This is a genomic window from Azospirillum sp. UENF 111221, from assembly GCF_058780625.1.
On record NZ_JBSNCH010000003.1, the window covers coordinates 142,529 to 168,696 of the forward strand.

The following is a 26,168-nucleotide window of genomic DNA, read 5'->3' on the forward strand; positions in this document are numbered from 1 at the left end:
GAAATGGAAAAGGGGGCGCAAAACCCGCGCCCCCCTTCCCCTTCACATGTCACCCGGTCAGTGGACCGACGCCTCGCGGCTGGCGGCGGAACTCGCCACCGGCGGCAGGGCGAAGCCGAGCGGCGGGCGTTCCGGCGCCTTGAAGCCGTGCGCCCGGTCCTCCTCGACCACCACGCCGTCCAGCGCCAGTTGGCCGTCGACCACCGACAGGGTCATGGTGGCCTTGCCCTCGACCTCCTCGTCGAGCAGACGCTCGGCGATGGGATCCTCGACAAGGCCCTGGATGGCCCGCTTCAACGGACGGGCGCCGAAGGCCGGATCCCAGCCCAGATCGCCCAGCCGCCGCTTGGCCGCGGCGTCCGCCGCCAGGGTGACGCCGCGCTCGGCCAGCCGCTCGTTGACGCGGGACAGCTGGATGTCGACGATCCGCGACATCTGGTCCCGGCCCAGCCGGCGGAAGATCAGAACATCGTCCAGCCGGTTGAGGAACTCCGGCCGGAAGGCCTTGCGCACCGCGTCCATCACCTCCACCGTCACGCCGGCCATATCCTCGTCGTCGCCCAAGGCGCTCAGCGCCTCGGCCCCCAGATTGGAGGTCATGATGAGGATGGCGTGGCGGAAATCGGCGGTCCGGCCCTGCCCATCGGTCAGCCGCCCGTCGTCGAGCGCCTGCAACAGGACGTTCAGCACGTCGGGATGCGCCTTCTCCACCTCGTCCAGCAGCACGACCTGATAGGGCCGGCGCCGGATGCGTTCGGCCAGCGAGCCGCCGTCGTCATAGCCGACATAGCCCGGCGGCGAGCCGATCATCCGGCTGACCGCGTGCTTCTCCATATATTCCGACATGTCGAGCCGGGTGATCGCCGTCTCGTCGTCGAACAGGAAGGAGGCCAGCGCCTTGGCCAGCTCCGTCTTGCCGACGCCGGTCGGGCCCAGGAACAGGAAGGAGCCGGTCGGGCGGCTGGGGTCCTTCAGCCCGGCGCGGGCACGCCGCACCGCCTTGGACACCGCGCGCACCGCCTCCTTCTGGCCGACGACGCGCTCGGCCAGCTTGTCCTCCATGCCCTTCAGCCGCTGGCGCTCGCCCTCCAGCATCCGTTCGACCGGAATGCCGGTCCAGCGGGTGACGACGGCGCCGATGTCCTTGGCCGTCACCTCGTCGCGCTCGGCGCTGGCCCGCGATTCGGCCTCGGCCAGACGCTTCTCCAGATCGGGCACCACGCCATAGGCCAGCTCGCCGGCCTTGGCCCAGTCGCCGTCGCGCTGGGCGCGCTCCAGCCTGGTGCGGGCCTGGTCCAGCTCCTCCTTCAGGCGGCGGCCCTCGGTGCGGCGGGACTGCGAGGCGCGCCATTCCTCCTCCATCGAGGTCTGGCGGGCTTCCGCTTCGACCAGTTCGCCTTCCAGCACATGCAGGCGCTCCTGCGAGGCGGCGTCCGGCTCGGCCTTCAGTGCCTCGCGCTCGATCTTCAGCTGGGCGACGCGGCGGTCGACGGCGTCGAGCGCCTCCGGCTTGCTGTCGATGGCCATGCGCAGGCGGCTTGCCGCCTCGTCGACGAGGTCGATGGCCTTGTCGGGCAGCCGGCGGTCGCCGATGTAGCGCGCCGACAGGCTGACCGCCGCGACCACCGCCGCGTCGGCGATGCGCACGCCGTGATGCACCTCGTACTTGCCCTTGATGCCGCGCAGGATCGACACCGCGTCGTCGGCCGACGGCTCGTCCACCGTCACCGGCTGGAAGCGGCGGGCGAGTGCCGCGTCCTTCTCGATATACTTGCGGTACTCGTCCGGCGTGGTGGCGCCGACGCAGCGCAGCTCGCCACGCGCCAGGGCGGGCTTCAGCATGTTGGCGGCGTCCATCGCCCCGTCGGTGCGGCCGGCACCGATCAGCGTGTGCAGCTCGTCGATGAACAGGATGATGCGGCCGTTGGCCTCCTGCACCTCGGCCAGGACCGATTTCAGCCGCTCCTCGAACTCGCCGCGGAACTTGGCGCCGGCCAGGAGCGCGGTGAGGTCGAGCGACAGCACGCGGCGGTCCTTCAGCCCTTCCGGCACGTCGCCGGAGGCCAGACGCTGGGCCAGCCCCTCGACCACGGCGGTCTTGCCGACGCCGGGCTCGCCGATCAGGACGGGGTTGTTCTTGGTGCGGCGGGCCAGAACCTGGATGGTGCGGCGGATCTCGTCGTCACGGCCGATGACCGGGTCGAGCCGGCCCTGCCGCGCCTCTTCCGTCAGGTCGCGGGTGTAGCGGGCCAGCGCCTCGCCGGCCGTCGTCTCGGTCTCGGCATCGGCGGGATGGTCCTTGCGCTGGGCATCGGCGGCGGCGGCCAGCGCGTCGGCATCGACGCCGGCGCGGCGGAACAGGGCGCGCAGCGGGCCGCTCTGGCGGGCGAGGCTCTCCAGCAGCCGTTCGGCGGTGACGAAGCGGTCGCCGCCGGTGCGCGCCGAGGCGACGGCACCCTGCAGCACGGCGGCCAGCGCCGGCGACATGTAGAGCGGCTGCGGGCCATCGTTGGCGCCGGCCTGGACCGGCGCGCGGGACAACTGCTCCTCGGTCGCGGACTTCAGCAGATCGGGGTCGCCGCCGGTGTCGCGCACCAGACGCGCCGCCACGCCGCTGCCCTCGTCGATCAGGGCCTTCAGCAGATGTTCGGGGAGAAGCTGTTGATGCCGCTCGGCAAGGGCGGCGATCTGCGCGGCCTGAATGACGCTGCGCGCACGATCGGTGAATTGACCGAAGTCCATCCGGCACTCCGTTTCCAAGGTCTTCCGCCCAGTCATCCGGCGCGGAACGGCGCCTCCGCGGTCCGCGAATGCGCGACCGTCCGGTGCCTGATGGGTAAATGGTTAACGGATTTACGGCGATCAAGAGGGGGGCGGACTCAAGGCGCCGCCCAGAACGCCCGCCATCGCCTGACGTGATTTCCTTGCCCGCCGCACAGCCGTGCGTTGAGCTTGCAAATGTCCCTCCCCTGACCGATTCTGGGTCGCGCGGGACGGCTTCGGCACGCTTGAAGAGTACGAAGATTATCGTATATTATTGGGGGCGCCGGTGGGGTGGTCGACGGTGAAGCCCAAGGTCATCAGGGCTTTGAAGGATGGGACGTTTCAGCACGAAGCCCGAACTGCGATCGACACGAAGAACCTGCTCCAGATGGGTGCGGTTACCGCCGATCAAGTCATTCAGGTTCTGAAAAGCGCCAGCGGCAACGATCATAGCATCAGCCCCCACCACCGGGACCCGAACATCGAGGTCAACATCGTCAGAAATCGGGGCTGGTACATCAAGTTCTACTTTGTGGATCCCGACACGATCTTTATCAGCGTCCATCAATGAGGTGCCGTCGTGAAGATCTACCGTGAAGGCGACAAGAGCAAAGCCGTTTGCGGGACGGAACGGGCTGACGACAACCACCTTCGCCTTGCGCGATGTTCCGTTCGACGACGGCAAGGGTGTGGCACAGAACATCCTTGTCGCCGTCTGCGACAGGTGCGGTGCGGTCGTCGCCACTCCGCCGCAATCGACCCCGGCGATCAAGGCCGCCTATGACAGGGCGACGATTTCCATAGAGGCCAACCTGCCGTCGGTTTATACCGACGCTCTCGATCTCGCCGCCTATCGCATCGATCCGGGCCTGACGACCGAGTTCCGCAAGCCGCTTTTGATGTACTACATCAACCGGTTCGCCGCCGACCGGGCCCTGTCGCGCCAGCTTGCCGACAGCCTCGACGAGACCAGAGCCTTCTTCGAAGGTTCACCGAAGACAGGACGCGGTTCGGCAAGGCGGCGGCTGTCGATGAAGATCACCCCGACCATGTCGCGTGAGCTGGAGACGGTCGTGGAAGTCACGGCGCTCAACAAGACCGACGTCATCAAGTCCGTGATCGGCTGCATCCACAAGGACATCGTCGCCCCCGACAAGCCGAAGGGGCTGAAGACTTTCCGAATGCTGGCCGCCGTCGCCTCGTGAGCGCCAAAGCCGCGCGACCGCGGGCCGTGGCATCGCGCAGAGCGCGACTTCATCGGCACAGAGTGTCCCATATTGACACGCGATCTCCTCCGCCGCTTTCATAGCGTCACGGTATGGGCGGCAAGGGGTCCGGCGTTATGGACGTACGGCAGCTTCGCTATTTCCTCGGCATCGTCGAGCATGGCTCGATCTCGCGGGCGGCGGATGTGCTGCGGGTGGCGCAGCCGGCGCTCAGCCTGCATCTGAAGCGGCTGGAGGAGGATTTCGGCTGCCAGCTGGTGCTGCGCACGGCACGCGGCGTGGTGCCGACGGAAAGCGGGCGGCGGCTGGCGCAGCGGGCGGCGGCGCTGATCGGCCAGATGGACGGGCTGCGCGACGAGGTGAGGGCGGTGGAGGCGGTGCCGGCAGGACCGGCGACCGTCGGCATCCCGACCTCGCTGGGGCCGGTGCTGACCGTGCCGCTGGCGCTGGCGGTGCGGCGCACCCATCCGCAGATCAGGCTGCGGGTGGTGGAGGGGCTGTCCGGCCACATGCTGGAATGGGTGCTGTCGGGGCAGCTCGACCTCGCGCTGGTGTTCGGCACCAAGGAGATGGGCGGGCTGGAGACCCAGCTGGTGGCGCGCGAGAAGCTGCATCTGGTCGGGCCGGCCGACGACCCGCTGCTGCGCGGCCGCAGCGCCATCCCCTTCGCCGAGGCGCTGTCCCTGCCGCTGATCCTGCCCGGCCGCCCGCATGGCGTGCGCGAGGAGGTGGAGCATGCCGCCCTGCTGGCGCGGGCCGGCGTCACCGTGGCGCTGGAGATCGACGCGCTGGAGCAGATCAAGGCGCTGGTGGCGGAAGGCTGCGGCTACACCGTGCTGTCGGACCGGGTGGCGCGCCACGGCGGGACGGCGGAGCGGCTGACCGGCCTGCCCATCGCCGATCCGCAGATCGACCGCAGCATCCTGCTGGCCCATGCCGCCGGCCGGCCGATGTCGGCCGCGGCCCGCGCCACCCACACCATCCTGACGGACATCCTGTCCGGCCTGACCGAGAATGGCGGCTGGCGGTGAGGCCGGGTTGAGGCCCGGATACGGGGAGCGGCATAGCCCCTGCTCGCGGCCGGCGCATCGCTGCGGACCATTTTTGCCGCAGGAATTTGCGGCCCATGGCCTTGCCCCCGCCACAGTGCGGCGATACCGTGCAGCCCACGCCGCAGCCGTTCCGTGGAACCATGCACGACATCGTCATTCAAGTCCTCGGCGTTGCCGGGCTTCTCGCCCTCGTCAGTTTCCTGCCGCCCCTCGCCGCCCGCTTCCAGATGCCCTACACGGTGCTGCTGGCCGGCGTCGGCGTGGCGCTGGGGGCCGTGATCCAGACCTTCGCCGGGCCGGGCAAGGATCCGCTGCATGACTTCCTGAATTCGCTGGCCGAGCTGGACGTCTCGTCCGACGTGCTTTTGCACGTCTTCCTGCCGATCCTGCTGTTCGAGACGGCGCTGGCGGTCGATGTGCGGCGGCTGTTCGAGGATCTCGGGGCCGATCCTGCTGATGGCGGTGGTGGCGGTCTTCGTCTGCACCTTCGCCGTCGGCTATGCCGTCAACCTGTTCACCCCGCTGCCGCTGGTCGCCTGCCTGCTGCTGGGCGCCATCGTCGCCTCCACCGACCCGGCGGCGGTGATCGGCATCTTCCGCGACCTGGGCGCGCCAAGACGGCTGACCACGCTGGTCGAGGGCGAGAGCCTGCTGAACGACGCCGCGGCCATCGCGCTCTTCACCCTTCTCCTGGAAATGCTGACGCGCACCTCCCACGGCGGGGCGGCGGCGGCGGCGGTGGATTTCCTGCGCGACTTCTCCGGCGGAGTTGTCACCGGCTATGTCTGCGGCCGCATCGTCTGCATGCTGGTGGAGCCGGTGCGCAACCAGCCGATGGCGGAGATCACGCTGACGGTGGCTTTGGCCTACCTCTCCTATGTGCTGGCCGACCATTATGTCGGCGCGTCGGGCGTGGTGGCGACGGTGACCTCGGCGCTGGTCATCGGATCGGTCGGGCGCACCCGCATCTCCCCCGCCACCTGGGGCGCCATGGAGCATGTCTGGCAGCAGCTGGGCTTCTGGGCCAACTCCATGATCTTCCTGCTGACCGCCATCCTGGTGCCGCGCCTGCTGGCCGACGCCGGCTGGGCGGAGGTCGGGCTGGTGGTGGTCGTGGTGCTGGCGGCCTTCGCCGCGCGGGCGGTGGTGCTGTTCGGGCTGCTGCCGGTGCTGTCCTGGGCCGGGCTGGCGCAGAAGGTCAGCAACTCCTACAAGTCGGTGATGCTGTGGGGCGGCATGCGCGGGGCGGTGTCGCTGACGCTGGCCCTGGCGGTGACCGAGAATTTCCGGGTGCCCGACAAGCTCCAGAGCTTCATCGCGGTGATGGTCACCGGCTTCGTCTTCGTCACGCTGTTCGTCAACGGCACCACGTTGCGCTGGCTGATCCGCCTCCTGAAGCTGGACGAGCTGACGCCGGTGGAGCGCGCCATGCGCAACCGGGCGCTGGCGCTGTCCACCGACAGCATCCGCGACCGCGTTTCCGCCGTCGCCCAGACCTATGAGGTGGATGGCGCGGTCAAGGACGTGATGATCGCCCGCTACGAGGAGCGGCTGAAACGGATCGACCGCGACAGCCAGGAAGAGGCCAAGCTGACCGACGAGGACCGCGTCACCATCGGCCTCGTCATCCTGGTGAACCGCGAGGAAGAACTCTATTACGCCCACTTCTCCGAAGGGGTGGTGTCGCGCGCGGTGATGGAAATGCTGGCCGGCCGCAGCGGGCGCCTGCTCGACGCGGTCAAGAGCCAGGGCCGCAACGGCTATCGCGCCTTCGAGGAGCCGTTCATCGCCTTCTCGCCCTGGATGCGGACCGCAAGCTGGCTGCAACGCCGCTTCGGCATCCACAGCCCGCTGGCCCGGCGCCTGTCGATGCGGTTCGAGGTGCTGGTCGCCGTGCGCACCGTGCTGCGCGAGCTGCTGGCCTTCACCCGCGACCGGCTGGCGCGCGTGCTGGGCCAAGAGGTTGCGTTCGAGCTGGAAGGCATGCTGGTCGGCCGGCTGGGCATCGTCGAGCAGGCGCTGTCGGCCCTGAAGCTGCAATATCCCGATTACGCGGTGGTGCTGCAAAGCCGCTATGTCGGCCGGGCGGCGCTGCGGCTGGAGCATGCCGAATACCGCGCCATGCACGCCGAATCGATCATCAGCCAGGAGGTTCTGACCGACCTGGAGCGTGATTTGGAACAGCGGCGCCGGGTGCTGGAGCGGCTGCCGAAGCTGGATGTCCGCTTCGACGTGGCGGAGCTGGTGCGTCGGGTGCCGCTGTTCGCCGAGCTGCCGGCGGAGCGGGTGGCGACCATCGCCACGCTGCTGCGCGCCCAGCTGGCGCTGCCGGGCGAGACCATCGTGCGCAAGGGCGACCGCGGCGACGCCATGTTCTTCATCGCGTCGGGTGCCGTCGAGGTGCTGGTGCCGATGCTGGCGGAGCCGGTGAAGCTCGGCACCGGCGACTTCTTCGGCGAGATGGCGCTCCTGTCCCGCCAGCGGCGCAATGCAGACGTGCGGGCGCTGGGCTATTGCCAATTGCTGGTGTTGGATGAGAAGGATTTCCGCCGGCTGGTGCAGAAGGACGCGGATTTGCAGTCCCACATCCAGGCGGTCGCCGAAGCGCGCCGCCAGCCGACCCAGTCGTCTCCGGCCGTTCCGGCGGTGAGCTGACCGCGGACGGGGAAGGGACTTAAAAAATGGGCGGGACCGCGACGGGCGGCCAGAGCTGGCTGCGCCTGATGCCGGGCCTTTTCGTGCTGCTGTGGAGCACCGGCTTCATCGGCGCGAAATACGGCCTGCCTTATGTGGAGCCGCTGACCTTCCTGCTGATCCGGCTGGGGCTGGTCGCCGTGGTGCTGGCGCTGGTGGCGCTGGCGAGCCGGGCGCCCTGGCCCAAGGACTGGGCGACCGCCGGACGGATCGCGCTGGCCGGGCTGCTGGTGCACGGCGTCTATCTCAGCGGCGTCTTCCTCGCCATCGCCCATGGGCTGCCGGCCGGCGTCACCGCGCTGATCGTCGGCATCCAGCCGCTGCTGACCGCCGCCCTGTCCGGCCCGCTGCTGGGCGAACGGGTCAGCGGCCGGCAATGGGTCGGGCTGCTGCTCGGCCTTGCCGGCGTCGGGCTGGTGGTGCGCGAGAAGCTGTCGGTCGACGCCGAGCATCTGATCGGCATCGGCTATGCCATGGCGGCGCTGGTCGGGATCACGCTCGGCACGCTGTACCAGAAGCGCCACGGCGGCGGCATGGATCTGCGCAGCGGCACCGCCATCCAATATACCGCCACCGCGGTCGTGCTGGCGGTGGTCGCTCCGCTGACCGAGACGATGCAGGTCCAGTGGACGGGCGAGTTCGTCTTCGCCCTGCTGTGGCTGTGCTTCGTGCTGTCGGTCGGCGCCATCTTCCTACTGTTCGCCCTGATCCGCCGCGGTGCGGCGGCCAAGGTCGCCAGCCTGTTCTATTTGACCCCGCCGGTGACGGCGCTCGTCGCCTGGGTGCTGTTCGGCGAGAAGCTGGGCGTCGCGGCGCTGGCCGGCATGGCGGTGGCGGTCTGCGGCGTGGCGCTGGTGAACCGGAAGTAAGACAGGTGCGGCGGTCAGCCGGCGCTGAGAATGGCAGCCAGCCGGCCGGGCTTGGAGAAGAGGATTTCGGAATCGAGCTTGCGCCGGTGCGATCCGTCGTCGAACAGCAGGGTCGGCACGCCATTGGCGCGATAGGAGGCCATCAGTTGCCGGCCGCGCTCGACCCGCGCGGCGTCGGCGACCGTCAGTTCGCCCACCCCCTCGGCCGCCCCCTCGGCGAAAAGGGACGCAGCGGCATCGAGGCCCAGGCCGGTCAGGATGTCGGCCAGCGTCGCCGCCGCGGTGATGTCGCGCCCGTCGGCATAGCGCGCCGACTGGATGGCGGCCAGTGCTGCGAACTCGCGGTCGGGTGCCGTCAGTGCGACCGCCGTCAGGGCCAGCGTCGCCGGGCCGCTGTCGATCCTCTGGCTCCGGTCGCCCAGGACGCCGGTGCGGTAGCGCTCGCTGAAGATTTGCCCGGTCAAAGCATGGATGCGCTGGTCGTAGGCCCAGGCATGGGCGGCGAAGCCGTCGTCCAGCGGCCGGGCGCCCGCGCCGGAAAACAGCCCGGTCGGCAACAACTCCAGCGCAAGATCACCGACCTCCGACAGCGACGCGATGGCCGGCGAGGCGCCGTAGCACCAGCCGCAGAGCGGGTCGAACAGATAGGTGACGGTCCTGGTCCGGCTCATGAAAAGCATCCGTGGCTGGCGATGGGCAATGGGATTCAACTTTAACCGCGGCCGATTGTGCTGGGTAGTTGGCACAAAACCGACATATCGTATGCCATTGGCAAACAATCGACCGGCGTCCGATGAGCGATCCCCGGCATCTGAACCGCATCGCCTATTTCGCCGCGGTGGTGGAGACCGGCTCCTTCACCGCGGCGGCGGCACGGCTGGGCATCACCAAGGCGGTGGTCAGCCAGCAGGTGGCGAAGCTGGAGGAGGAGGTCGGGGCCAGCCTGCTGGTCCGCACCACCCGCAAGGTGCGGCCGACCGAGGCCGGCATGGCTTTCCACCGCCGCTGCGTCGTCATCCTGCGGGAGGCCGAGGATGCCTTCGGCGAGCTGGCGGAGACCGCGGCGGCGCCCTCCGGGCTGCTGCGGCTGACCGCCCCCTTCGATTACGGGGTGGCGGTCGTCGTTCCGGCCATCGCCGCCTTCGTCGCCGCCCACCCCGCCTGCAAGGCCGACATGGCCCTGTCCGACCAGTCACTCGACCTCGTCGGCGGCACCTTCGACCTCGCCATCCGCGTCGGCTGGCTGGCCGACACCAGCCTTCAGGCCCGCCAGTTCGGCAGTTTCCAGCAGCTTCTGGTCGGCACCCCGGCGCTGGCTGCCCGGATCGGCGAGAATGCCGGGCCGGACGACATCGCCGCCCTGCCCTTCGTCGCCAACACGGTGCTGCGCAACCCGTTGAGCTGGCAGTTCACCGCCGCGACAGGAGAAATGCGCACGGTGTCGATGCGGGCATCCATCGCACTGGACGCCACCTTCGCCGTGCGGGAGGCGGTGCGCGAGGGGGCCGGGCTGTCGGTCCTGCCGGATTACTGCGTGGCCGACGATCTGGCGTCCGGCCGGCTCGTCCGCCTCTTGCCGGGCTGGACCCTGCCGCCGGGCGGCATCCATGCCGTCTTCCCGGCCGCGCGCTTCCGCCCGACCAAGGTGCGGGCCTTCGTCGATCTGCTGACGGAGCGCGAGCGGCAGCGGATGGCGGGGTGAGAGGCGGGAGTGGGCGGGCGGGAGACCGGGGGAGTTCGCCGCGACGGATCCCGCTGCGGCGAAATTTCTCTGGATCGTCCGCCCGGTCAGCAATCTAATATGCCTGACAAATCAACAGATCCCCTCGGGAGGGACGCGGATGGCGGACGGGATGGCGGGCGTGCTCGACTTCGGCAGCTTCGATTACATCATCGCAGGCGGCGGCACGGCCGGCTGCGTGCTGGCCAACCGGCTGTCGGCCGATCCCGACGTTTCGGTGCTGCTGCTGGAGGCCGGCGGCAAGGACAGCTGGGTGTGGCTGCACATCCCCGCCGGCTATCTGTTCTGCATCGGCAACCCGCGCACCGACTGGTGTTTCAAGACGGAAGCCGAGCCGGGGCTGAACGGCCGCAGCATCCATTACGCCCGCGGCAAGGTGCTGGGCGGCTGCTCGTCGATCAACGGCATGATCGCCATGCGCGGGCAGGCGCGCGACTATGACGAGTGGGCGGCGATCACCGGCGACAGCCGCTGGAGCTGGAAAGAGGTGCTGCCGGTCTTCAAGGGCAGCGAGGATTACTGGCGCGGTGCCGACGAGATGCATGGCAGCGGCGGCGAGTGGCGGGTGGAGCGGCAGCGGCTGCGCTGGGATTTGCTCGACCGCTTCGCCGAGGCGGCGCAACAGGTCGGCATTCCCCGCAACGACGATTTCAACCGCGGCGACAATCTGGGCGTCGGCAGCTTCGAGGTGAACCAGAAGGGCGGCATCCGCTGGAGCGCGGCCAAGGCCTTCCTGCGTCCCGCCCTCGACCGCCCGAACCTGAAGCTCGCCATCGACGCGGCCATCGACCGGGTGGAGATCGCCGACGGCCGCGCCACCGGCATCCGCTTCACCGTGAATGGCGAGCCGGCGCGGGCGACCTCCAGGGTCGAGACGGTGCTGGCCGCCGGGTCCATCGGCAGCCCGGCGATCCTCCAGCGCTCCGGCATCGGCCCGGCGGCGCATCTGAAGTCCCTCGGCATTCCGGTGGTGCTGGATGCGCCGGACGTCGGCGCCAATCTGCAGGACCATCTGCAACTGCGCATGATCTACAAGGTCGACGGCATCGTCACGCTGAACAAGCGGGCCGGCAACCTGTTCGGCAAGGCGATGATGGGGCTGGAATATGCGCTGTTCCGCAAGGGGCCGCTGACCATGGCGCCCAGCCAGCTCGGCGTCTTCGCCAAATCGTCGCCGGAGGTCGGGAGCGCCGACCTCGAATATCACGTGCAGCCGCTGTCGCTGGAGAAGTTCGGCGACCCGCTGCACGGCTTCCCCGCCTTCACCGCCAGCGTCTGCGACCTGCGCCCGGCGTCGCGCGGCTGGACCCGCATCACCAGCGCCGATCATCGCGCCAACCCGGCCATCGCCCCCTGCTACCTGTCCGATCCGGCCGACCGGGCGAAGGCGGCGAAGGCGCTGGCGCTGACCCGGCGCATCGTCTCGCAGCCGGCGCTGGCCCCCTACCACCCGCAGGAATACAAGCCCGGCCCCAGCTTCCAGACCGAGGAGGAGCTGGCGAATGCTGCCGGCGACATCGGCACCACCATCTTTCACCCGGTCGGCACCTGCCGGATGGGCGGCGCGGACGATGCCACCGCCGTCACCGATGCCGAGATGCGGGTGAGGGGGGTGCGCGGCCTGCGGGTGATCGACGCCTCGGTGATGCCGACGCTGACGTCGGGCAACACCAACACGCCGACGGTGATGATCGCCGAACGCGGCGCCGCCCTGATGCGGGCCGACCGCCGCGCCGCCCTGCGGGGGTGACCCCGTCCGGACGGGCCGGTGCCGCGCAAAAATTTCGCTGACTCAGTCAACAATCCGCAACAGGATTTTCCGAACACCCCCGATCCCCGGCCAACCCGCAAAATCATTTGCCTGCGAAAGGCGCAGACTTGTCCCCAGAAAAGAAATCCGAGGGGACGAGAGATGGACGGCATGCAGCCGGGATTGCGGGGAGGCCTGCGGCCGGAACAGGCGGAGATCGACCGGAGCTATCGCCTCGACGACCGCTACTGCCGCACCGAGGGGCAGGTCTATCTGTCCGGCACCCAGGCGCTGGTCCGGCTGCTGCTGCTCCAGGCGGAGAGCGACCGGCGGGCGGGGCTGAACACCGCCGGCTTCGTCAGCGGCTATCGCGGCTCGCCGCTGGGCGGGCTGGATCAGGCGCTGTGGCAGGCTAGCCGGCATCTGGACGCCCACGCCATCACCTTCGTCCCCGGCGTGAACGAGGATTCTGGGCGCCACCGCCGTCATGGGCACCCAGCAGGTCGAATCCTCCGGCGAGGCCACCGTCGATGGCGTGTTCGGCATGTGGTACGGCAAGGGGCCGGGGGTGGACCGCTCCGGCGACGTGCTGAAGCATGCCAACGCCTATGGCAGCTCGCCGCGCGGCGGCGTGCTGGCGGTGGCCGGCGACGACCATGGCTGCGTGTCCTCCAGCATGCCGCACCAGAGCGACCTTGCGATGATCGCTTGGTCAATGCCGGTGCTGAACCCGTCGGGCGTGCGCGAGTATCTCGATTTCGGGCTTTATGGTTACGCCCTGTCGCGGTTTTCCGGGGCGTGGGTCGGCTTCAAGGCGATCTCGGAATTGGTGGAAAGCTCGGCCACCGTCCGGCTGCCGTCGCTGGAGCGCGGCTTCCTGCCGGTGCCGTTCGATCCGCCGCCGGGGGGCCTGCATTACCGCTGGCCCGACCTGCCCAGCCTCGCCATCGAAGAGCGGCTGGCCGCCAAGGTCGCGGCGGTGAAGGCCTTCGCCCGCGTCAACCGCATCGACCGCACTGTCCTTGGGAGTGGCGGCTGGCTGCGCATCGTCACCACCGGCAAGGCGCATCTCGACCTGATGGAGGCGCTGCGCCTGCTGGGCATCGGCCCGGCGGAAGCGGCGGAGATCGGGCTGTCGGTCCACAAGATCGGCCTGTCCTGGCCGCTGGAGCCCGACTTCGCCCTGACCGCCGCGCGCGGCGCGGAAGAAATCCTCGTGGTCGAGGAGAAGGCGCCGGTCATCGAGAGCCAGCTGAAGGATTCGCTGTTCCATTTGCCGGCCGGCGAACGGCCACGTGCCGTCGTCGGCAAGACCGACGAGTTCGGCGCGCCCCTGCTGCCCGCCACCGGGGAGTTGCGGCCCTGGATTGTCGCCAAGGCGCTGGTGGAGCGCATCCGCCACCGCTTCCCCCAGCGTGATTTCTCCGCAAGGCTGGCGGAGCTGCTGCCGGGCGAGGCGCCCGCCGCCCCTGCCCTGCCCCGCACGCCCTATTTCTGCTCCGGCTGTCCGCACAACAGCTCGACCAAGGTGCCCGACGGCAGCAAGGCGATGGCCGGCATCGGCTGCCATTTCATGGCGTCGTGGATGGACCGCGACACGGTCGGCCTCAGCCAGATGGGCGGCGAGGGCGTCAGCTGGATCGGGCAGGCGCCCTTCAGCAAGCGCCCGCACATCTTCCAGAATCTGGGCGAGGGCACCTATTTCCATTCCGGCCTGCTGGCGATCCGGCAGGCGGTGGCCGCCAGAATCAACATCACCTACAAGATCCTGTTCAACGACGCCGTCGCCATGACCGGCGGCCAGCCGGTGGACGGCCCGATCTCCGTCGACGCCATCACCCGCCAGCTGGCGGCGGAGGGCATCACCCGCATTGCCGTGGTCAGCGACGCGCCGGAGAAATACGACAGCCGGTCCGGCCTCGCCCCCTTCACCACCGTGCATCACCGCGAAGAACTGGATGCCGTCCAGCGCGAGATGCGCGAGATTCCCGGCGTTACGGCAATCGTCTATGAGCAGACCTGTGCGGCGGAGAAGCGCCGCCGGCGCAAGCGCGGCACCATGGCCGACCCGGCGCGCCGGATGGTGATCAACGATCTGGTCTGCGAAGGCTGCGGCGATTGCGGGAAGAAGTCGAACTGCCTGTCGGTGCAGCCCAAGCAAACCGAATTCGGCGTGAAGCGGCAGATCGACCAGTCCAGCTGCAACAAGGACTATTCCTGCGCCGACGGCTTCTGCCCCAGCTTCGTCTCGGTGGTCGGCGGGTCATTGCGCAAGCCGAACCCCGACAGGGTCGCCGCCCGCTTCGCCGACGATCTGGCGGCGCTGCCGCTGCCGCAGCTTGCCGCCAGTGCCGACCCGGCCGAGATCCTCATCGTCGGCGTCGGCGGCACCGGAATCGTCACCATCGGGGCGGTGCTGGCGATGGCGGCGCATCTGGAGGGCAAGGCGTCCTCGGTGCTCGACTTCATGGGCTTCGCGCAGAAGGGCGGTGCGGTCTACAGCTATCTGCGGGTGGCGGAGGATGCGGGGCGGCTCAATCAGGCGCGGATCGATCCGAAACAGGCGCAGCTGGTGCTGGCCTGCGACACGGTGGTCGCGGCCTCGCCGGACGCGCTGAAGACGGTGCGGCTGGGCCGCACGCGGGTGGTGGCGAACGCCCATGTCGCTCCGACCGGCGCCTTCACCCGCGATGGTAGCAAACTGCCCGATGCCGGATCGCTGCTGCGGTCCTTGCGCCGCGCCGCGGGACCCGAGCGGGTGGAGGTGGTGGACGCCAACTGGGTGGTCACCGCGCTGTTCGGCGACAGCATCCTCGCCAACGTCTTCCTGATGGGCGTCGCCTTCCAGAAGGGGCTGCTGCCGGTCGGTCTGGAGGCGCTGACCCGTGCCATCGAGCTGAACGGCACCGGCGTGCCCGCCAATCTGCGCGCCTTCGCCTTCGGCCGCCTCGCGGCGCACCGGCCGGAGCTGCTGGCGACACTGGGGGCGGAAGAGGACGCGCCGGCCACCGATCTGGCGAGCATCGTCGAGCGGAGGGCGGCGTTCCTGGCCGATTATCAGGACAGCGCCTATGCCGACCGTTACCGCGCGCTGGTAGAGCGGGCAAGGCAGGCGGAGGCCCGCGTCGCCCCCGGATCGACGGCGCTGGCCGAAGCGGTGGCGCGCAGCGCCTTCAAGCTGATGGCCTACAAGGACGAGTATGAGGTCGCCCGCCTGCACAGCGACCCCAGCTTCCGCAAGAGCCTGGAGGAGCGTTTCGACGGCGACTGGAAGCCGGTCTTCCACCTCGCCCCGCCCCTGCTGTCGCGCGACACCAACGGCTATGGCGAGCCGCGCAAGATGGCGCTGGGCGGCTGGATCCTGCCGGTGTTTCGCGGGCTGGCGGCGATGAAAAAGCTGCGCGGCACGGCGCTCGACCCGTTCGGCTACACGGCGGAGCGGAAGATGGAGCGCGCCCTGGTCGCCCGCTACGAGGCGACGGTGGCGGAGATCGCCGAGCGTCTGTCGGCCGACCGGCTCGCCACCTCGGTGGAGCTGGCGGCCTTGCCGCAGGAGATCCGCGGCTTCGGCCCGGTCAAGCAGCGCGCGGTGGAGGCGGTCGAGCCGCGCTGGCGGGCGCTGGAACAGCGGCTGCGCGAGCGGGCTGCACAGGCGGCGTGAGACCGCCTTACTTTTCGAGGAAATGCAGGAAGGGGAAGGCTTCAAAGTCGAAGCGGATCAGGGCCGGCGCCTCGCCGTTGCGGACCAGATGGTCGTGGGTGCAGTAGGGGGCCGCCTGATCCAGCCCCCAGAAGGCCCGGCCCTCGTCGAAATGCCGGCCGATATAGCCGGCGACGAGGTCGAGATAACGCTGTGCCGCCGGTGTGCGGTTGAAGGCGAGGAAGCCGGCGAGGAAATCGCGGGTGGGCCCGCGGCCCCGGCGGTCCTGCATCACCGCCACGTCCCAGGACGGCCACGCCGCCATGGCGAGGCCGGGATCGGCGAGCAGCAGCGCATCGACATCGATCTGGATCACCGGCCCGGCCCCCGCCCGCAAAAGCTGCTGCGTCACCGCGAAACGGGCGGAGGCGTAATAGGTGAGCCGCACCGGCTCCGGCAGGGCGCTCAGATCGACGGTCTCGCAGGAGAGCGACAGCGGCAGGCCGTCGCCGGCCAGCCGCATCAACTCGGCCTCGACATCGGCCGGCGGGTTGACGACATGGACATGCAGGGCGCAGGAAGCGGCCTTGTTTTGCCAGCTTTCGAGAAAGCCGGCGCCGAAGCGGCGCCAGTAACCGCCGTCGCAGCCGACCAGCAGGATCGGCCGGCCATCGGACTTGGGGGCCACCGGCATGCGGCGGGCGGCACGGGCGAAGCAGTGCGGCGGCTCGGCGGCCAGCCGCGCGAAGAAGGCCGGCCCGCCATGCACCATCGACCACAGCAGCATCTCGAAATCGGCGGCGATGTCTTCCGCCGTCCAATGGCGGGCGAACTTGCGGAAATAGCGCTCGGCAAGGGCGAGCCGCTGCCGCCGGTAGAGGGCGTAGCAGACCACCGACAGGGCGACGCTGTCGCGCGGCTCCGCCATCAGCCGGCGGCGGGCGGCGGCGGCGACCCGCTCCAGCGTCGCGTCGTCCATCACGCCGGTCTGGATCGCGACGACCGCCGTCCCGAACAGGTTCCGGCAGGCATCGCCATGGCCGCCGTCGGCGGCACGGCCGAAGGCGGCGATGGCCTCGGCCAGGGCCGCCCGGTCGACCAGCCGGCCGGCAGCGGCGAGCGCGACGCCCATCACCCGGCTCGCCGCCAGCCGGCACAGGCCGAGACGGTACAGGCAGTCGGGCCGGCCGGGCTGGAGCTCGTCCAGCCGGCGGTAGTGTGCCTCGGCCTCCGCCGTCCGGTCCTGGGCGTACAGGCAATCGCCGAGCCGCAGCAGGTAGCCGTCGGTGTCCGGCGCCAGCCGCAAGGCCCGGCGCAGCGCCTCAGCCGCTGCAGTTGCGTCGCCAAGGTCGGTCAGGGCGCCGGCGAGGTTGCCGAACGGCTTGACCCAGGCGGGGTCAAGCGCCAGCGCCGCCCGATGCTGGCCGGCCGCCTGGGCGGCCTGCGTCGCCGCCCGCAGCGCCGATCCCAGATTGTCGCGGTAGGCGGCACACAGGGGATCCCGGCCGATCGCCTCGCCGATCAGCCGCACCGCTTCGGCATGCTCGCCCGACTGGTGGTGCAGAACGCCCAGCAGGTGCCACGCGTCGGCGACCTCGGGGGCGGCCTGGAGGATCTTCCGGTAGATGTCCGCCGCCTCGGCCAGCCGGTTGCCCTGGTGCAGGCCGACGGCGATGCGCAAGGCTTCGGATATCGTGGTCATCGCCGGCGCGCTCCTAAAGTCCCCCCAGATCCTGTGCTTCCAGGATCGTCTCCGGCAGGGTCAGGGTCAGGCCGTCGAAGGGGGCCAGCAATGCCCGGATGTTGGAGCCGACGCCGCAGACCCGGTATTCCAGCCGGACGGCCTCGATCCGTTCCGGCAGCATCCGCTTGTGGTCGGTGATCAGCTGCCAGGCGAGGACACAGCTGTTCTCCGCGTCCTGGGCGGTCGCATAGTCGTAGTCGCCGTAGCGGTTGCGGCGGGCGATGTCGGCGACCTTCACCTTCATGTCGGGAAACTCGCGCCGGGTCGTCGCCGTCAGCGTTTCCATGGTGTAGAGCGGCACCGGGAACACGCGCGGCGGCTGGACCAGCGCGCCGAACAGGCTGTCCGGCAGCGTCTGCACGTCGACGGTCAGGCGGTTCTCCCCGGCCAGCGAGGTCGGGTTGCCCAGCGCCACATTGTAGGTCTTGTAGACCGTACCGGTGTCGCGCATGCGGGCGGCGACGATGGGGAAGTCGCGGCTGTCCGGCAGCGTGACCGGCAGCGCCGCCGGCTGGATGCGGCGCCAGGGGGTGGCCGACTGGGTCAGGTTGTCGCGGACCCAGCCGGCGCAACCGGAGGTCAGCAGCATGGCCGCCGCCAACGCCGCCCACAGCGCGGCGCGCCCCGCGGTTCGGGGAACAGGAGTCACGGCCATCTCCATTACGGCCCTCGGGGCTTCCTTACCAGTCATGGTAGATCGTCTTCCAGGCAGTGGAGAGGCCTTCGCGCAATTCCTCGGTGCTCAGCCGGTCGTCGATGGACTTGAACTGGACGTAGGCCTCGTCGAAGCGCATCAGGTTGTAGAGCGCCCAGCCGCGCACGATGCCGAGGTTGCGCGGCTCCGGCTCCAGCTCCTTGCGGGCATCGAGCAGGCGCAGCACGTCGTTGTAGCGCTTGTCCTCCAGCGCCCGGCCGGCCTCCGTCGCCATCAGCGAGGCGCGGATTTCCGCCCGCTGCGTCGCGGTCAGATTGGCACGCGGCAGGTCGCGGGTCAGGCCGGTCACGTCGCCGGTCGCCAGCCGCGCGATGGCCTGCCCATAGGCGTTCTCCTGGGCCGGCGTCGCCGTCTGCGGCAGGCCCGACGCGGCGGGGCTGCGGCTGCCCGCCTTTCCGGGCGCGGTTCCCGTCGCCGAAGCCCCGCCTTTTGCCGGCTCGCGGGCGGCCAGGGTCTGCGCCTCGGCGAAGGCGGCCTCGGCCTCCGACGGGCGCTTCAGCTCCAAGAGGCACCAGCCGCGCTGCTGCAACAGGGCGGCGGTCGGGCCGCTTTTCGCAATGGTGCCGCGGATGATGCTGATGCACGCGGCGAAGTCATGGCGGGCCAGCGCGCGGTCAAGCTCGCTCGGGCCCTGCGGTGCGCTGCGTCCGCCGCCGGGGCCGGCGGGGCCGCGCGGCGGGTCAACCGCCTTCAGCGCCTGGTCGATGCGGCTCGACTTGCCCTTCCACGGAGCGGCGGCGGCACGGGCCTGCGCCTTGTCGCCCAAGCCGTTGTAGGCCAGCACCAGCCCCTCTGCCGCCTTGTCCGACGGCGTCCACTCGTTGGCCTGGGTGAACCAGCCCTGCGCCTCGGCGAAATTCTTCTGCTTCTGGAAATACCAGCCGAGCGCGATGGCGCCGTCGGCGTCCTGCTTGTCGCGGACGATGCCCTGGACGCGCGACAGGTCGGCCGCCGACAGGGCGCCGGGCTTCGCGTTCCCGAGCCGCTCCAGCAGGCGGCCGGTCTCCAGCTCCGCCTCGGCGCTGCGGACGGCGGAGTAGTCCTCCCCCGTCGCCGGGTTGGCGGTGGCGCCGAGCGCCGACAGCTCGCGCAGCCGTTCCGGGCTGAGATGGCGCGACGCCTTGAAGATGGTGTCGCGCCGCTCCTTCGCCTTGGGGCAGGTGGTGACGATGGTCTTGTAGGTGTCGAAGGCGCGGTCGGTCTGCTTCAGCTCGGCATAAGCCTCCGCCAGACGCCATGCATTGTCGAGCCGGTTGCAGGCCACCGCCTCCGGCTGGGCGGCGGCGGCATCGACCACCTCCTGCCAGCGCTTGGTGTCGCTGGCCGAGCGGATGCGCCCGGCGCTCTCGGCGAGGTCGAGTTCCTGGAGAAGCTTGTCGGACGGCTGCCAGGACGGCGACTTGCGCCGCTGCTCGGCGATGGCGGCGCGCGCCTCCGCCACCTTGCCGGCGGACAGCAGCGACCAGAACGGGCTTTCGTCGACGCCGGTGGCGGCCGGCTGCGGCGCGAACGAGATCCTTGGGCGGTTCCCAGCCGGGATCGAGGGCGCGCAGGCGGGCGATCTCCGCCTCCATCCGCTCGCCGTCGCCGATGCGGGCATAATAGCGCAGCGCCGTCTCGTCCACCTTGCCGGCGGCGGGGGCGGAGCCGCTGCCGGGAGCCGGCGCCACCTCCACCTTCACGCCGGGAGCCAGCGCGCGGGCGCCGCCGTTCGACTGCGCCCAGGCATCCGACCCGCCGCCGGTGGCGGTGGCGGCGAGGATGAGGGCGGACAGGAGGAGAGGACGGGTCACGGATCGATCCCCAGGCTTTGCGCCGCCAGCGCGGACAGATGGGCCAAGGTGGTGGAGTAGTAATCCTCGTCGGGCGCCAGCGGCGGCACCGTCACGGCGTCGCCGGCCCCGGCAAGCTTGCAGGCCAGCCGGTAGACCGCCAGCATGCCGACCGACGCCGCCACCTGCGTGGTGGTGCCGCCCGGCAGCGACACGGTGGCGGGGACCGCCGAGCCGCCATATTTGGTGGCCCCGAAATTTCGTTGCCAGCGTCGCGAAGGGGCGGAAGTAATAGGGATCGCGGTAGCCATCCATCGCCAGATAGAGCGGCACCCGCACGGCGTCGTAGCCATACTGTTTCTTGAAGCCATCGGCGATGCCCACCGTTCCGGCGGCGTCGAGCGTCATCCAGTCCGGCGGCAGCTGGAAGCCGCCGAAGCGCGCCTTCGACAGCAACACCAGCCCGGAATCCGACAGCTTGCCCCAGCGCTCGCCCCCCGGCAGTGCAGCGAAGGCGCGGATGGCGGGAAAAATCCAGTAGCTGGGGTTGAGGACCAGCGTCTCGCCCTTGCGGAAGCCGTCGCGACCCGGCAGCAGCACGGTCAGCCCGGCCTGCTCCACCAGAAGCCCGGCGGCCAGCGCTTTGACGATGGCGGCGGCGGCGGTGCGGTAGGCCTCCGCCTGCCAGGTCTCGGCGGCGCGCAGCAGCGCCCAGGCGATCAGCATGTCGCCGTCGGATGCGTTGTTGCGGTCGGCGACCCCGCCGTCGGGCGTCCAGCGCCACGCCACCAGCCCGTCGCCGCGCACCATCAACACACGCTGGGTCCAGCCCCACATCCGGTCGAAGGCGGCACGGTCGCCCCCGGCCACCGCCAGCAGCATGCCGTAGCCCTGCCCTTCGGAATGGCTGATGCCCTTGTTGCCGGTGTCGACGATGCGGCCTTCCGGCAGCAGGAAGCGTTCGGCATAGCGGCGCCACGCCGCCCCGTCATAGGGGGCGGCGCGCGATGCCGCCGGCAGTGCCGCAGCCAGCCCGAGGGCGGCCGTCCCGGCCAGCATGCCGCGCCGCGATGTTCCGACAGGGGACGTCATGACCCGCTCCGTTCCCGATGCCCGCTCTTCAGCAGAAGGCGCATGCTGACCGTCAGCACCACCGCCGTCCCCAGCAGCAGGGCGAACAGAAGCTCGATCCGCTGCGACAGGTTGCGGGCCAGAATCAGGATCAGGTTGCCGATGTCAAAGGGATTGAGAATGATCTGGTAGGGACGCGACACCTCCAGCGTGGTGATGGCCGGCGCAGCACTGCTCCACAGCGCCCCGCCGCCGCGCAGCTTGTCCCACAGCCCGGCCTCGCCCAGGCTGCGCATGGCACGGTCGACGGCGCGCGGATCCGCGGCGGTCAGCAGCGTCCAGGTCAGCGGCTCGGCCCCCGGCGCGCGGTATTGCAGCAGCGCTGCCTCCGGCAGGGTTTCGGCATTCTCGGTCAGCGCCACCACGTCGACCGGCGCCTCCTCCACCGTCCAGCTGTTGATGTAGCGCGCCGCCGCCGCCATCACCCGCCGCGCCCAGTCGGGCACCCAGCCGCGCCCGGTGGCGGCCGGGTCCTTGGCGTCGCCCGCCATCCGCTGCCAACGGTTGGCCGCACCGCCGTCGGCGGCCAGCGCCGAGCCCGCGATGCCCATCTGCTGCCCCAGCCCCTGCGGCACGCCCCCCGGCCGCGCCGGTCCCGGACGGGCGGCAGCGCCGGACCAGCCCAGCCGCAGCCGGTCGGCCAGGGCGCGGCGGTCGGATGCCGCCATCGGCTCGCCCCGCGCCTTGGCCTGGGCGATCAGGGCGCCGGCCTCCAAGAGACCGGCCAGCCGGTCGGCCGGCAGCGGGGCCGAGGTGAAGACGGCCTGCGGCAGCGCCGCGACCGGGCCGACGATCAGCGCGTTGTCGTTCGGCAGCCCGTCCCAGCCGGTGTAGGGCACCACCGCCATCAGGTCGCCGGCCCGCTGCGCCAGCTTGGCGGTCAGGCTCCAGGCGGCGCCGAACCAGGCGGGGTCGCGCCCGACGACGACCAGATCGAAGGGCGGCGCCTGCTCTCCCCCGGCGGTGCCGCCATAGGGAAAGGCGGTGTTGGCGAAGCCGCCCAGGCTCGGCAGCGTGACCAGACGGGCGAAGCCGGGGATTTCGATGCTGGAGCTGTCCAGCAGGGTGAAGGTCGGGCGCCGCACCGCGAAGACGCAGTCGGTGCCGCCGGCCGGCGGCAGTTCGGCCTCCAGCTCGATCAGGTTGGGGCCGGGACGGAACAGCGCCATCGGCAGCGGCATCTCGCCATTGTCGATGATGCCGCTGGAGCGCTTGTCGATCTCCATGGCGCCGGCCGACTTGCCGTTGACCCGGACGTTCAGCACCGCGCCGGGGCCGAGGTTGCCCTCGAACGCGGCGTTGACGTGGAACAGGATGGACCGGTCGCTGACCGGGGCGAAGCCGGCCGGCAGGGTCAGGCCGAAGCGGCCGGTGTAGCGGTAGCCGCTGTGCTGCACCGTCTGGAAGCCGAGGTCCGACAGGCGGTAGCGCCCCTCCGCCTGCACCGGCGGGGCCGGCGGCGCGGCCGGGACCGCCGCGTCGGTGACGATCATCGCCGTTTGGGTCGGCAGCGGCCGGGTCACGTCGGCCAGCCGCATCACCGCCTGATCGACCTCCTGCTGGGTCCGCCCCGAAGCGACGGCGACGAATCCGCCGCCGCCGGCGCCGCTGCCTTCAGGTCCGCCCTTGTTGACGGCATAGGGATAGACGCCGAGGAAGGGTCCGCCGATGGCGGCGGCCCGCGCCTCGCCCAGCAGGGGGGCGAGGCGGTCGCGGGTGCCGATCAGGATGTTCTTGCCGCCCGGCAGCGGCAGGCTTTCCAGCGTCGGGGCGGGAGCACCGGGAGGAGTGCCGGCGGGCTTGACCGGCACCGCCACCACCCGCGGGGTCTGGTCGCCCAGCAGCAGGCCGTAGGACTGCGCCACCATGGAGCCCCAGCCGAGATGGTCGGCGTCGATCTCGCTGCCGGGCTGGACGATGGCCAGCGGCTCCCGCGCCCGGTCGGCGGAGGCCAGAAGCTGGCGCACCATGGCGAGGTCCGGCTCCGGCACGCCGCCGTCGGACATCAGCGTCAGCGACGAGGCGGCGAGGTTGACCCGCGCCCACAGATCGTAGGTGCCGCGGACCGTGCAGATGGCGCGGTGCTGGGCGCTGGTCTGGAAGACGATCTGGTTCTCGCCTGGGGCGGATCAGGCTGCCGGGGAGCGTGATGGAGGCGTTGACCGGCCCGCGGAAGGCGGCGAGCGGCAGGTCCGCCACCGGAGAGCCGTTGATGAAGACCGACATCGATCCCTTTTCGGGCAGGATGTCGATGCCGTTCTCGTAGGTCAGCGTCAGCACGGCGCTGGTCAGCCCGATCACCGGCGGCAGGACGGCGCGCAGCGCCACCGTCTCCGTCTCACCATGCAGCGTGACCTCGGGCTGGCCGTCGCGCAGGTTCGACAGCGGGATCACCCGGCGGTCGGCGGCCAGCGCCGGCCCGGCCCAAACGCCGATCCACAGCGACAGCAGCGCGCTCAGGGCCGCCAACACCGTCCGTGGCGACGCCCGCAGCATCCGGCCCCCGCCGGTCTGTTTGCCCATACCCGCCATCGCCGTTACGGAGCCTGGAAGGTCAGGATGCGGCGCAGCGCGCCCGGCAGGGCCAGCAGGACATGGCCCAGCCGCGGAACCACGCGGGTGGCGAAGAACAGCAGGCCGCCGAAGAAGGTCGGGGCGGCCACCCGCTTGCGGTCGAGGAAGATGTCCCAGCCGACGCTGTTGCCGAAGACGAAGCGCGCCATCTCCACGATGTCCTGGCGGTCGCGCGGGGCGAAGCCGGCGCCGACCGCCAGTTCGCCGTTGCGCATCTCGATGCGGAAGAAGCGGACGCCGGTGGTGGTCGCCGCCTCCGTCTCCGTCGCGGCGATGGTCAGCACCGGCGTTCTGGTCGGGCCGGCTCAGCAGCTCGCGCCATTTCGGATCGACGATCAGCCCGACGCCGCCGGCCGACACGTCGGCGACCGTCAGGTCGATGACAGTGCCGTCCTCGAACTTCAGCACCGCGGAGCGGTCGACGGTGAAGCGTTCCTGCCGGCGGACGCGCTTGCGCTCATAGACGACGGCGAGGCCGCCCAGCGCCAGCAGCAGGCTCAGCGAGCACCACACCGCCACCGGAACGATGGCCGCCCGGTGTTCGGGGAAGATGGAATAGCGCCATGCGCAGGCCGCCAGCCCGGCCGCCAGCAGCAGCGTGGTGACGATGAAGGGGGTGGCGAGCGGCGAGAAGCCGTCCTCCTCCACCGACTGGCCCTTGGCGGTCACCTTGAACACCGGGTCGCGCGGCCGGATCAGCGTCGCCAGCGCCGCGCGGGAGACGTGGAAGGATTGCAGATACTCGTACAGCTCCGAGAACAGCGGCCAGCGCATCCGCCCGTGCAGGAACTGCGACAGGAAGGCGGCGGCGAAGACGTGCGGGATGACGAAGCAGCCGAAGTCGGGCAGGTTGATGCGGTAGATCTCCAGCCCGAACAGGGCATAGCACAGCGGCGACAGCAGGAAGATCGGCCGCCAGAACCAGAAGAACCAGTAGAGCATGGTGCTGAGGTAGCACAGCCGCTGCGAGACGGTCAGGCCGCGCTTGAACAGCGGGTTCTTCAGCAGGAACAGCTGGATCATGCCCTGGGTCCAGCGCGACCGCTGGGCGATGAAGCTGTCGAAGGTCTCCGGCTGCAACCCGGCGATCAGCGGGCGCGGCAGATAGACGCTGCGCCAGCCGCGCGAATGCAGCTCCAGCGCGGTCTCGCAATCCTCCGTCACCGTGTCGCCGCTGAAGCCGCCGACCTCCTCCAGCGCGGCACGGCGCAGGATGGCCGCGGATCCGCAGAAGAAGGAGCCGTTCCAGCGGTCCAGCCCGGGCTGGATCGAGTAATAGAACATCTCGTTCTCGCTCGGCATCCGCTCGAAGGTGCCGAGGTTGTATTCGACCGGGTCGGGATTGACGAAGAAATGCGGGGTCTGGACTAGGAACAGGCCGGGGTCCTGCTGGAAGAAGCCGACCGTCGCCTTCAGGATGCCCACGGTGGGCACATGGTCGGCATCCAGGATCAGCAGCAGATCGCCGGACGTCTTGTGAAAGGCGTGGTTGATGTTGCCGGCCTTGGCATGCTCGTTGCGCGGCCGGGTCATGTAGGTGACCTGCAACCGTTCGCACAGCGCGGTCAGCGTCTCCCGCCGGGCCGAGGCCGCCGCGGCCTGCTCCGGATCGCTGTGGGCCAGCTTCTGGTCGGTGCCGCCGTCGTCCAGCAGATAGACGTGCAGCTTGTCGCGCGGATAGTCGATGCAGACCGCGGCGGCCAGCGTCGTCTCCAGCAGCTCCGGCTCCTCGTTGTAGGAGGGGATGTAGAACGTCGACGCTGGGCCAGAAGGCGGGATCGCCCGTCGGTTCCGACGGCTCGCGGGCGAGCGGGTCGATGATGACGAACAGCGAGGTCAGGAACAGGACGAAGGACAGCGCCTCGGCAGCGAACAGGGTCACGCCGGGAATGAAATTCACCAGATCGTCCACCGGCGGCAGCGTGCCGGTCAGCCGCCAGAAGAAATAGCGGAAGGTGACGAAGGCCAGCAGCAGAACGGTCAGCGTACGGGCATGCCAGAAGCGCTGGGCGAAGCGCCCGAGCACGAAGGCGGCGGCCACCACGCCGGCCGAGATGGCGGCGCTTGCAAATCTTCCAACGGGCAAGGCGGCCAGCGCAAGAAACAAACCCGCCGACAGCAACAATAGAATCCAGAGCAGAACCGAACGCAGGGAGAATCGGCGGCTGTTCAGGTTCGGCTGTCGCTTGGATTGCTGCGCCTTATTGTTCAGGGGCCGAACAACGGTCTTGGCGCCGGGCGAGGTTGTCATGCGGATCCGCAGAATGGGGCCATTGCACCCTAGTGGGTGCCCCCTTATGGCTCAAGCTTCGTTACAAATCGTTACTGACTTGTGATGAAGCTTTCTAAAAAGCCGTATTTCTCCGGACCTGTGTCATCGAAATCGCAACGCTGGCCGTCCTCCGAACCGGCGGCGCTTCACCGGGAGTGCTGCGAACTCGGGAGGGCCGGGCCGCAGCATCCCGCCGCGCGGCCCGGCCCCCCGATCAGTGGGGAT

Annotated in this window: 15 protein-coding genes and 3 pseudogenes; 9 read left to right on the plus strand and 9 right to left on the minus strand. The window is 70.1% G+C overall.

Going from position 1 to position 26,168, the window contains the following annotated elements; all coding sequences use genetic code 11:
• Window positions 1–57: 57 nt before the first annotated feature.
• The gene (clpB, locus tag ACWPN3_RS09165; RefSeq protein ID WP_492243061.1) at window positions 58–2,742 is read right to left on the minus strand and encodes an ATP-dependent chaperone ClpB; all 2,685 of its coding nucleotides are present in this window, start codon (window positions 2,740–2,742) and stop codon (window positions 58–60) included.
• Window positions 2,743–3,064: 322 nt separating this feature from the next.
• Between clpB and ACWPN3_RS09170 the strand changes: the two genes are divergently transcribed.
• The 6 genes and pseudogenes from ACWPN3_RS09170 to ACWPN3_RS09195 all read left to right on the plus strand — a co-directional run bounded on the left by ACWPN3_RS09170 (window position 3,065) and on the right by ACWPN3_RS09195 (window position 8,604).
• On the plus strand, window positions 3,065–3,334 hold the full coding sequence (locus ACWPN3_RS09170; RefSeq protein ID WP_492243062.1) for a hypothetical protein: 270 nt from the start codon (window positions 3,065–3,067) through the stop codon (window positions 3,332–3,334).
• 22 nt (window positions 3,335–3,356) lie between these two features.
• Window positions 3,357–3,968 carry a hypothetical protein gene (locus tag ACWPN3_RS09175; protein ID WP_492261277.1) on the plus strand — a complete coding sequence of 204 codons (612 nt, stop codon included), beginning with the start codon at window positions 3,357–3,359 and terminating at the stop codon, window positions 3,966–3,968.
• 137 nt (window positions 3,969–4,105) lie between these two features.
• Entirely contained in the window at window positions 4,106–5,020 is a 915-nt protein-coding gene (locus ACWPN3_RS09180) for a LysR family transcriptional regulator (RefSeq protein WP_492243063.1), read from the plus strand.
• 248 nt (window positions 5,021–5,268) lie between these two features.
• Window positions 5,269–5,421 (plus strand): annotated as a pseudogene (locus ACWPN3_RS09185) (hypothetical protein); the annotation flags it as partial.
• A gap of 34 nt (window positions 5,422–5,455) precedes the next feature.
• A complete protein-coding gene (locus ACWPN3_RS09190) occupies window positions 5,456–7,696 on the plus strand; it encodes a cation:proton antiporter (RefSeq protein ID WP_492261278.1) in 2,241 nt (746 codons plus the stop codon).
• A gap of 26 nt (window positions 7,697–7,722) precedes the next feature.
• Window positions 7,723–8,604: a DMT family transporter gene (locus ACWPN3_RS09195; RefSeq protein ID WP_492243065.1), complete on the plus strand. Its 882-nt coding sequence runs from the start codon at window positions 7,723–7,725 to the stop codon at window positions 8,602–8,604.
• 14 nt (window positions 8,605–8,618) lie between these two features.
• On the opposite strand, the gene ACWPN3_RS09200 is transcribed toward ACWPN3_RS09195, so the two are convergent.
• Window positions 8,619–9,275, minus strand: coding sequence for a DsbA family protein (locus ACWPN3_RS09200; RefSeq protein ID WP_492243066.1), 657 nt, complete (start codon window positions 9,273–9,275; stop codon window positions 8,619–8,621).
• 122 nt (window positions 9,276–9,397) lie between these two features.
• On the opposite strand from ACWPN3_RS09200, the gene ACWPN3_RS09205 reads away from it, so the two are divergent.
• The 3 genes from ACWPN3_RS09205 (at window position 9,398) to ACWPN3_RS09215 (ending at window position 15,756) form a co-directional block, all read left to right on the plus strand.
• Window positions 9,398–10,306 (plus strand): LysR family transcriptional regulator, encoded by a 909-nt coding sequence (locus tag ACWPN3_RS09205; RefSeq protein ID WP_492243067.1) that lies wholly within the window; start codon window positions 9,398–9,400, stop codon window positions 10,304–10,306.
• Between the two features lie 151 nt (window positions 10,307–10,457).
• Window positions 10,458–12,095 carry a GMC family oxidoreductase gene (locus ACWPN3_RS09210; RefSeq protein ID WP_492243194.1) on the plus strand — a complete coding sequence of 546 codons (1,638 nt, stop codon included), beginning with the start codon at window positions 10,458–10,460 and terminating at the stop codon, window positions 12,093–12,095.
• Between the two features lie 487 nt (window positions 12,096–12,582).
• Window positions 12,583–15,756 (plus strand): indolepyruvate ferredoxin oxidoreductase family protein, encoded by a 3,174-nt coding sequence (locus ACWPN3_RS09215; protein WP_492261279.1) that lies wholly within the window; start codon window positions 12,583–12,585, stop codon window positions 15,754–15,756.
• Between the two features lie 7 nt (window positions 15,757–15,763).
• On the opposite strand, the gene ACWPN3_RS09220 is transcribed toward ACWPN3_RS09215, so the two are convergent.
• From ACWPN3_RS09220 to bcsA, 7 genes and pseudogenes are all read right to left on the minus strand, one after another.
• The gene (locus ACWPN3_RS09220; RefSeq protein WP_492243069.1) at window positions 15,764–17,437 is read right to left on the minus strand and encodes a tetratricopeptide repeat protein; all 1,674 of its coding nucleotides are present in this window, start codon (window positions 17,435–17,437) and stop codon (window positions 15,764–15,766) included.
• A 13-nt stretch (window positions 17,438–17,450) separates the two neighbouring features.
• Window positions 17,451–18,134, minus strand: a complete 684-nt coding sequence (gene bcsN, locus ACWPN3_RS09225) for a cellulose biosynthesis protein BcsN (RefSeq protein ID WP_492243070.1) — start codon at window positions 18,132–18,134, stop codon at window positions 17,451–17,453.
• 25 nt (window positions 18,135–18,159) lie between these two features.
• On the minus strand, window positions 18,160–19,794 hold the full coding sequence (locus ACWPN3_RS09230) for a hypothetical protein (protein WP_492261431.1): 1,635 nt from the start codon (window positions 19,792–19,794) through the stop codon (window positions 18,160–18,162).
• 189 nt (window positions 19,795–19,983) lie between these two features.
• On the minus strand, window positions 19,984–20,181 hold the full coding sequence (locus ACWPN3_RS09235; protein WP_492261432.1) for a hypothetical protein: 198 nt from the start codon (window positions 20,179–20,181) through the stop codon (window positions 19,984–19,986).
• 148 nt (window positions 20,182–20,329) lie between these two features.
• A pseudogene (locus tag ACWPN3_RS09240) lies at window positions 20,330–21,058 on the minus strand (family 8 glycosyl hydrolase); the annotation flags it as partial.
• Window positions 21,055–23,067, minus strand: a complete 2,013-nt coding sequence (locus tag ACWPN3_RS09245; RefSeq protein ID WP_492261280.1) for a cellulose biosynthesis cyclic di-GMP-binding regulatory protein BcsB — start codon at window positions 23,065–23,067, stop codon at window positions 21,055–21,057. The gene ACWPN3_RS09245 and the pseudogene ACWPN3_RS09240, both read right to left, overlap by 4 nt.
• Window positions 23,068–23,284: 217 nt before the next feature.
• Window positions 23,285–25,450, minus strand: a pseudogene (bcsA, locus tag ACWPN3_RS09250) (UDP-forming cellulose synthase catalytic subunit); the annotation flags it as partial.
• Window positions 25,451–26,168 lie beyond the last annotated feature (718 nt).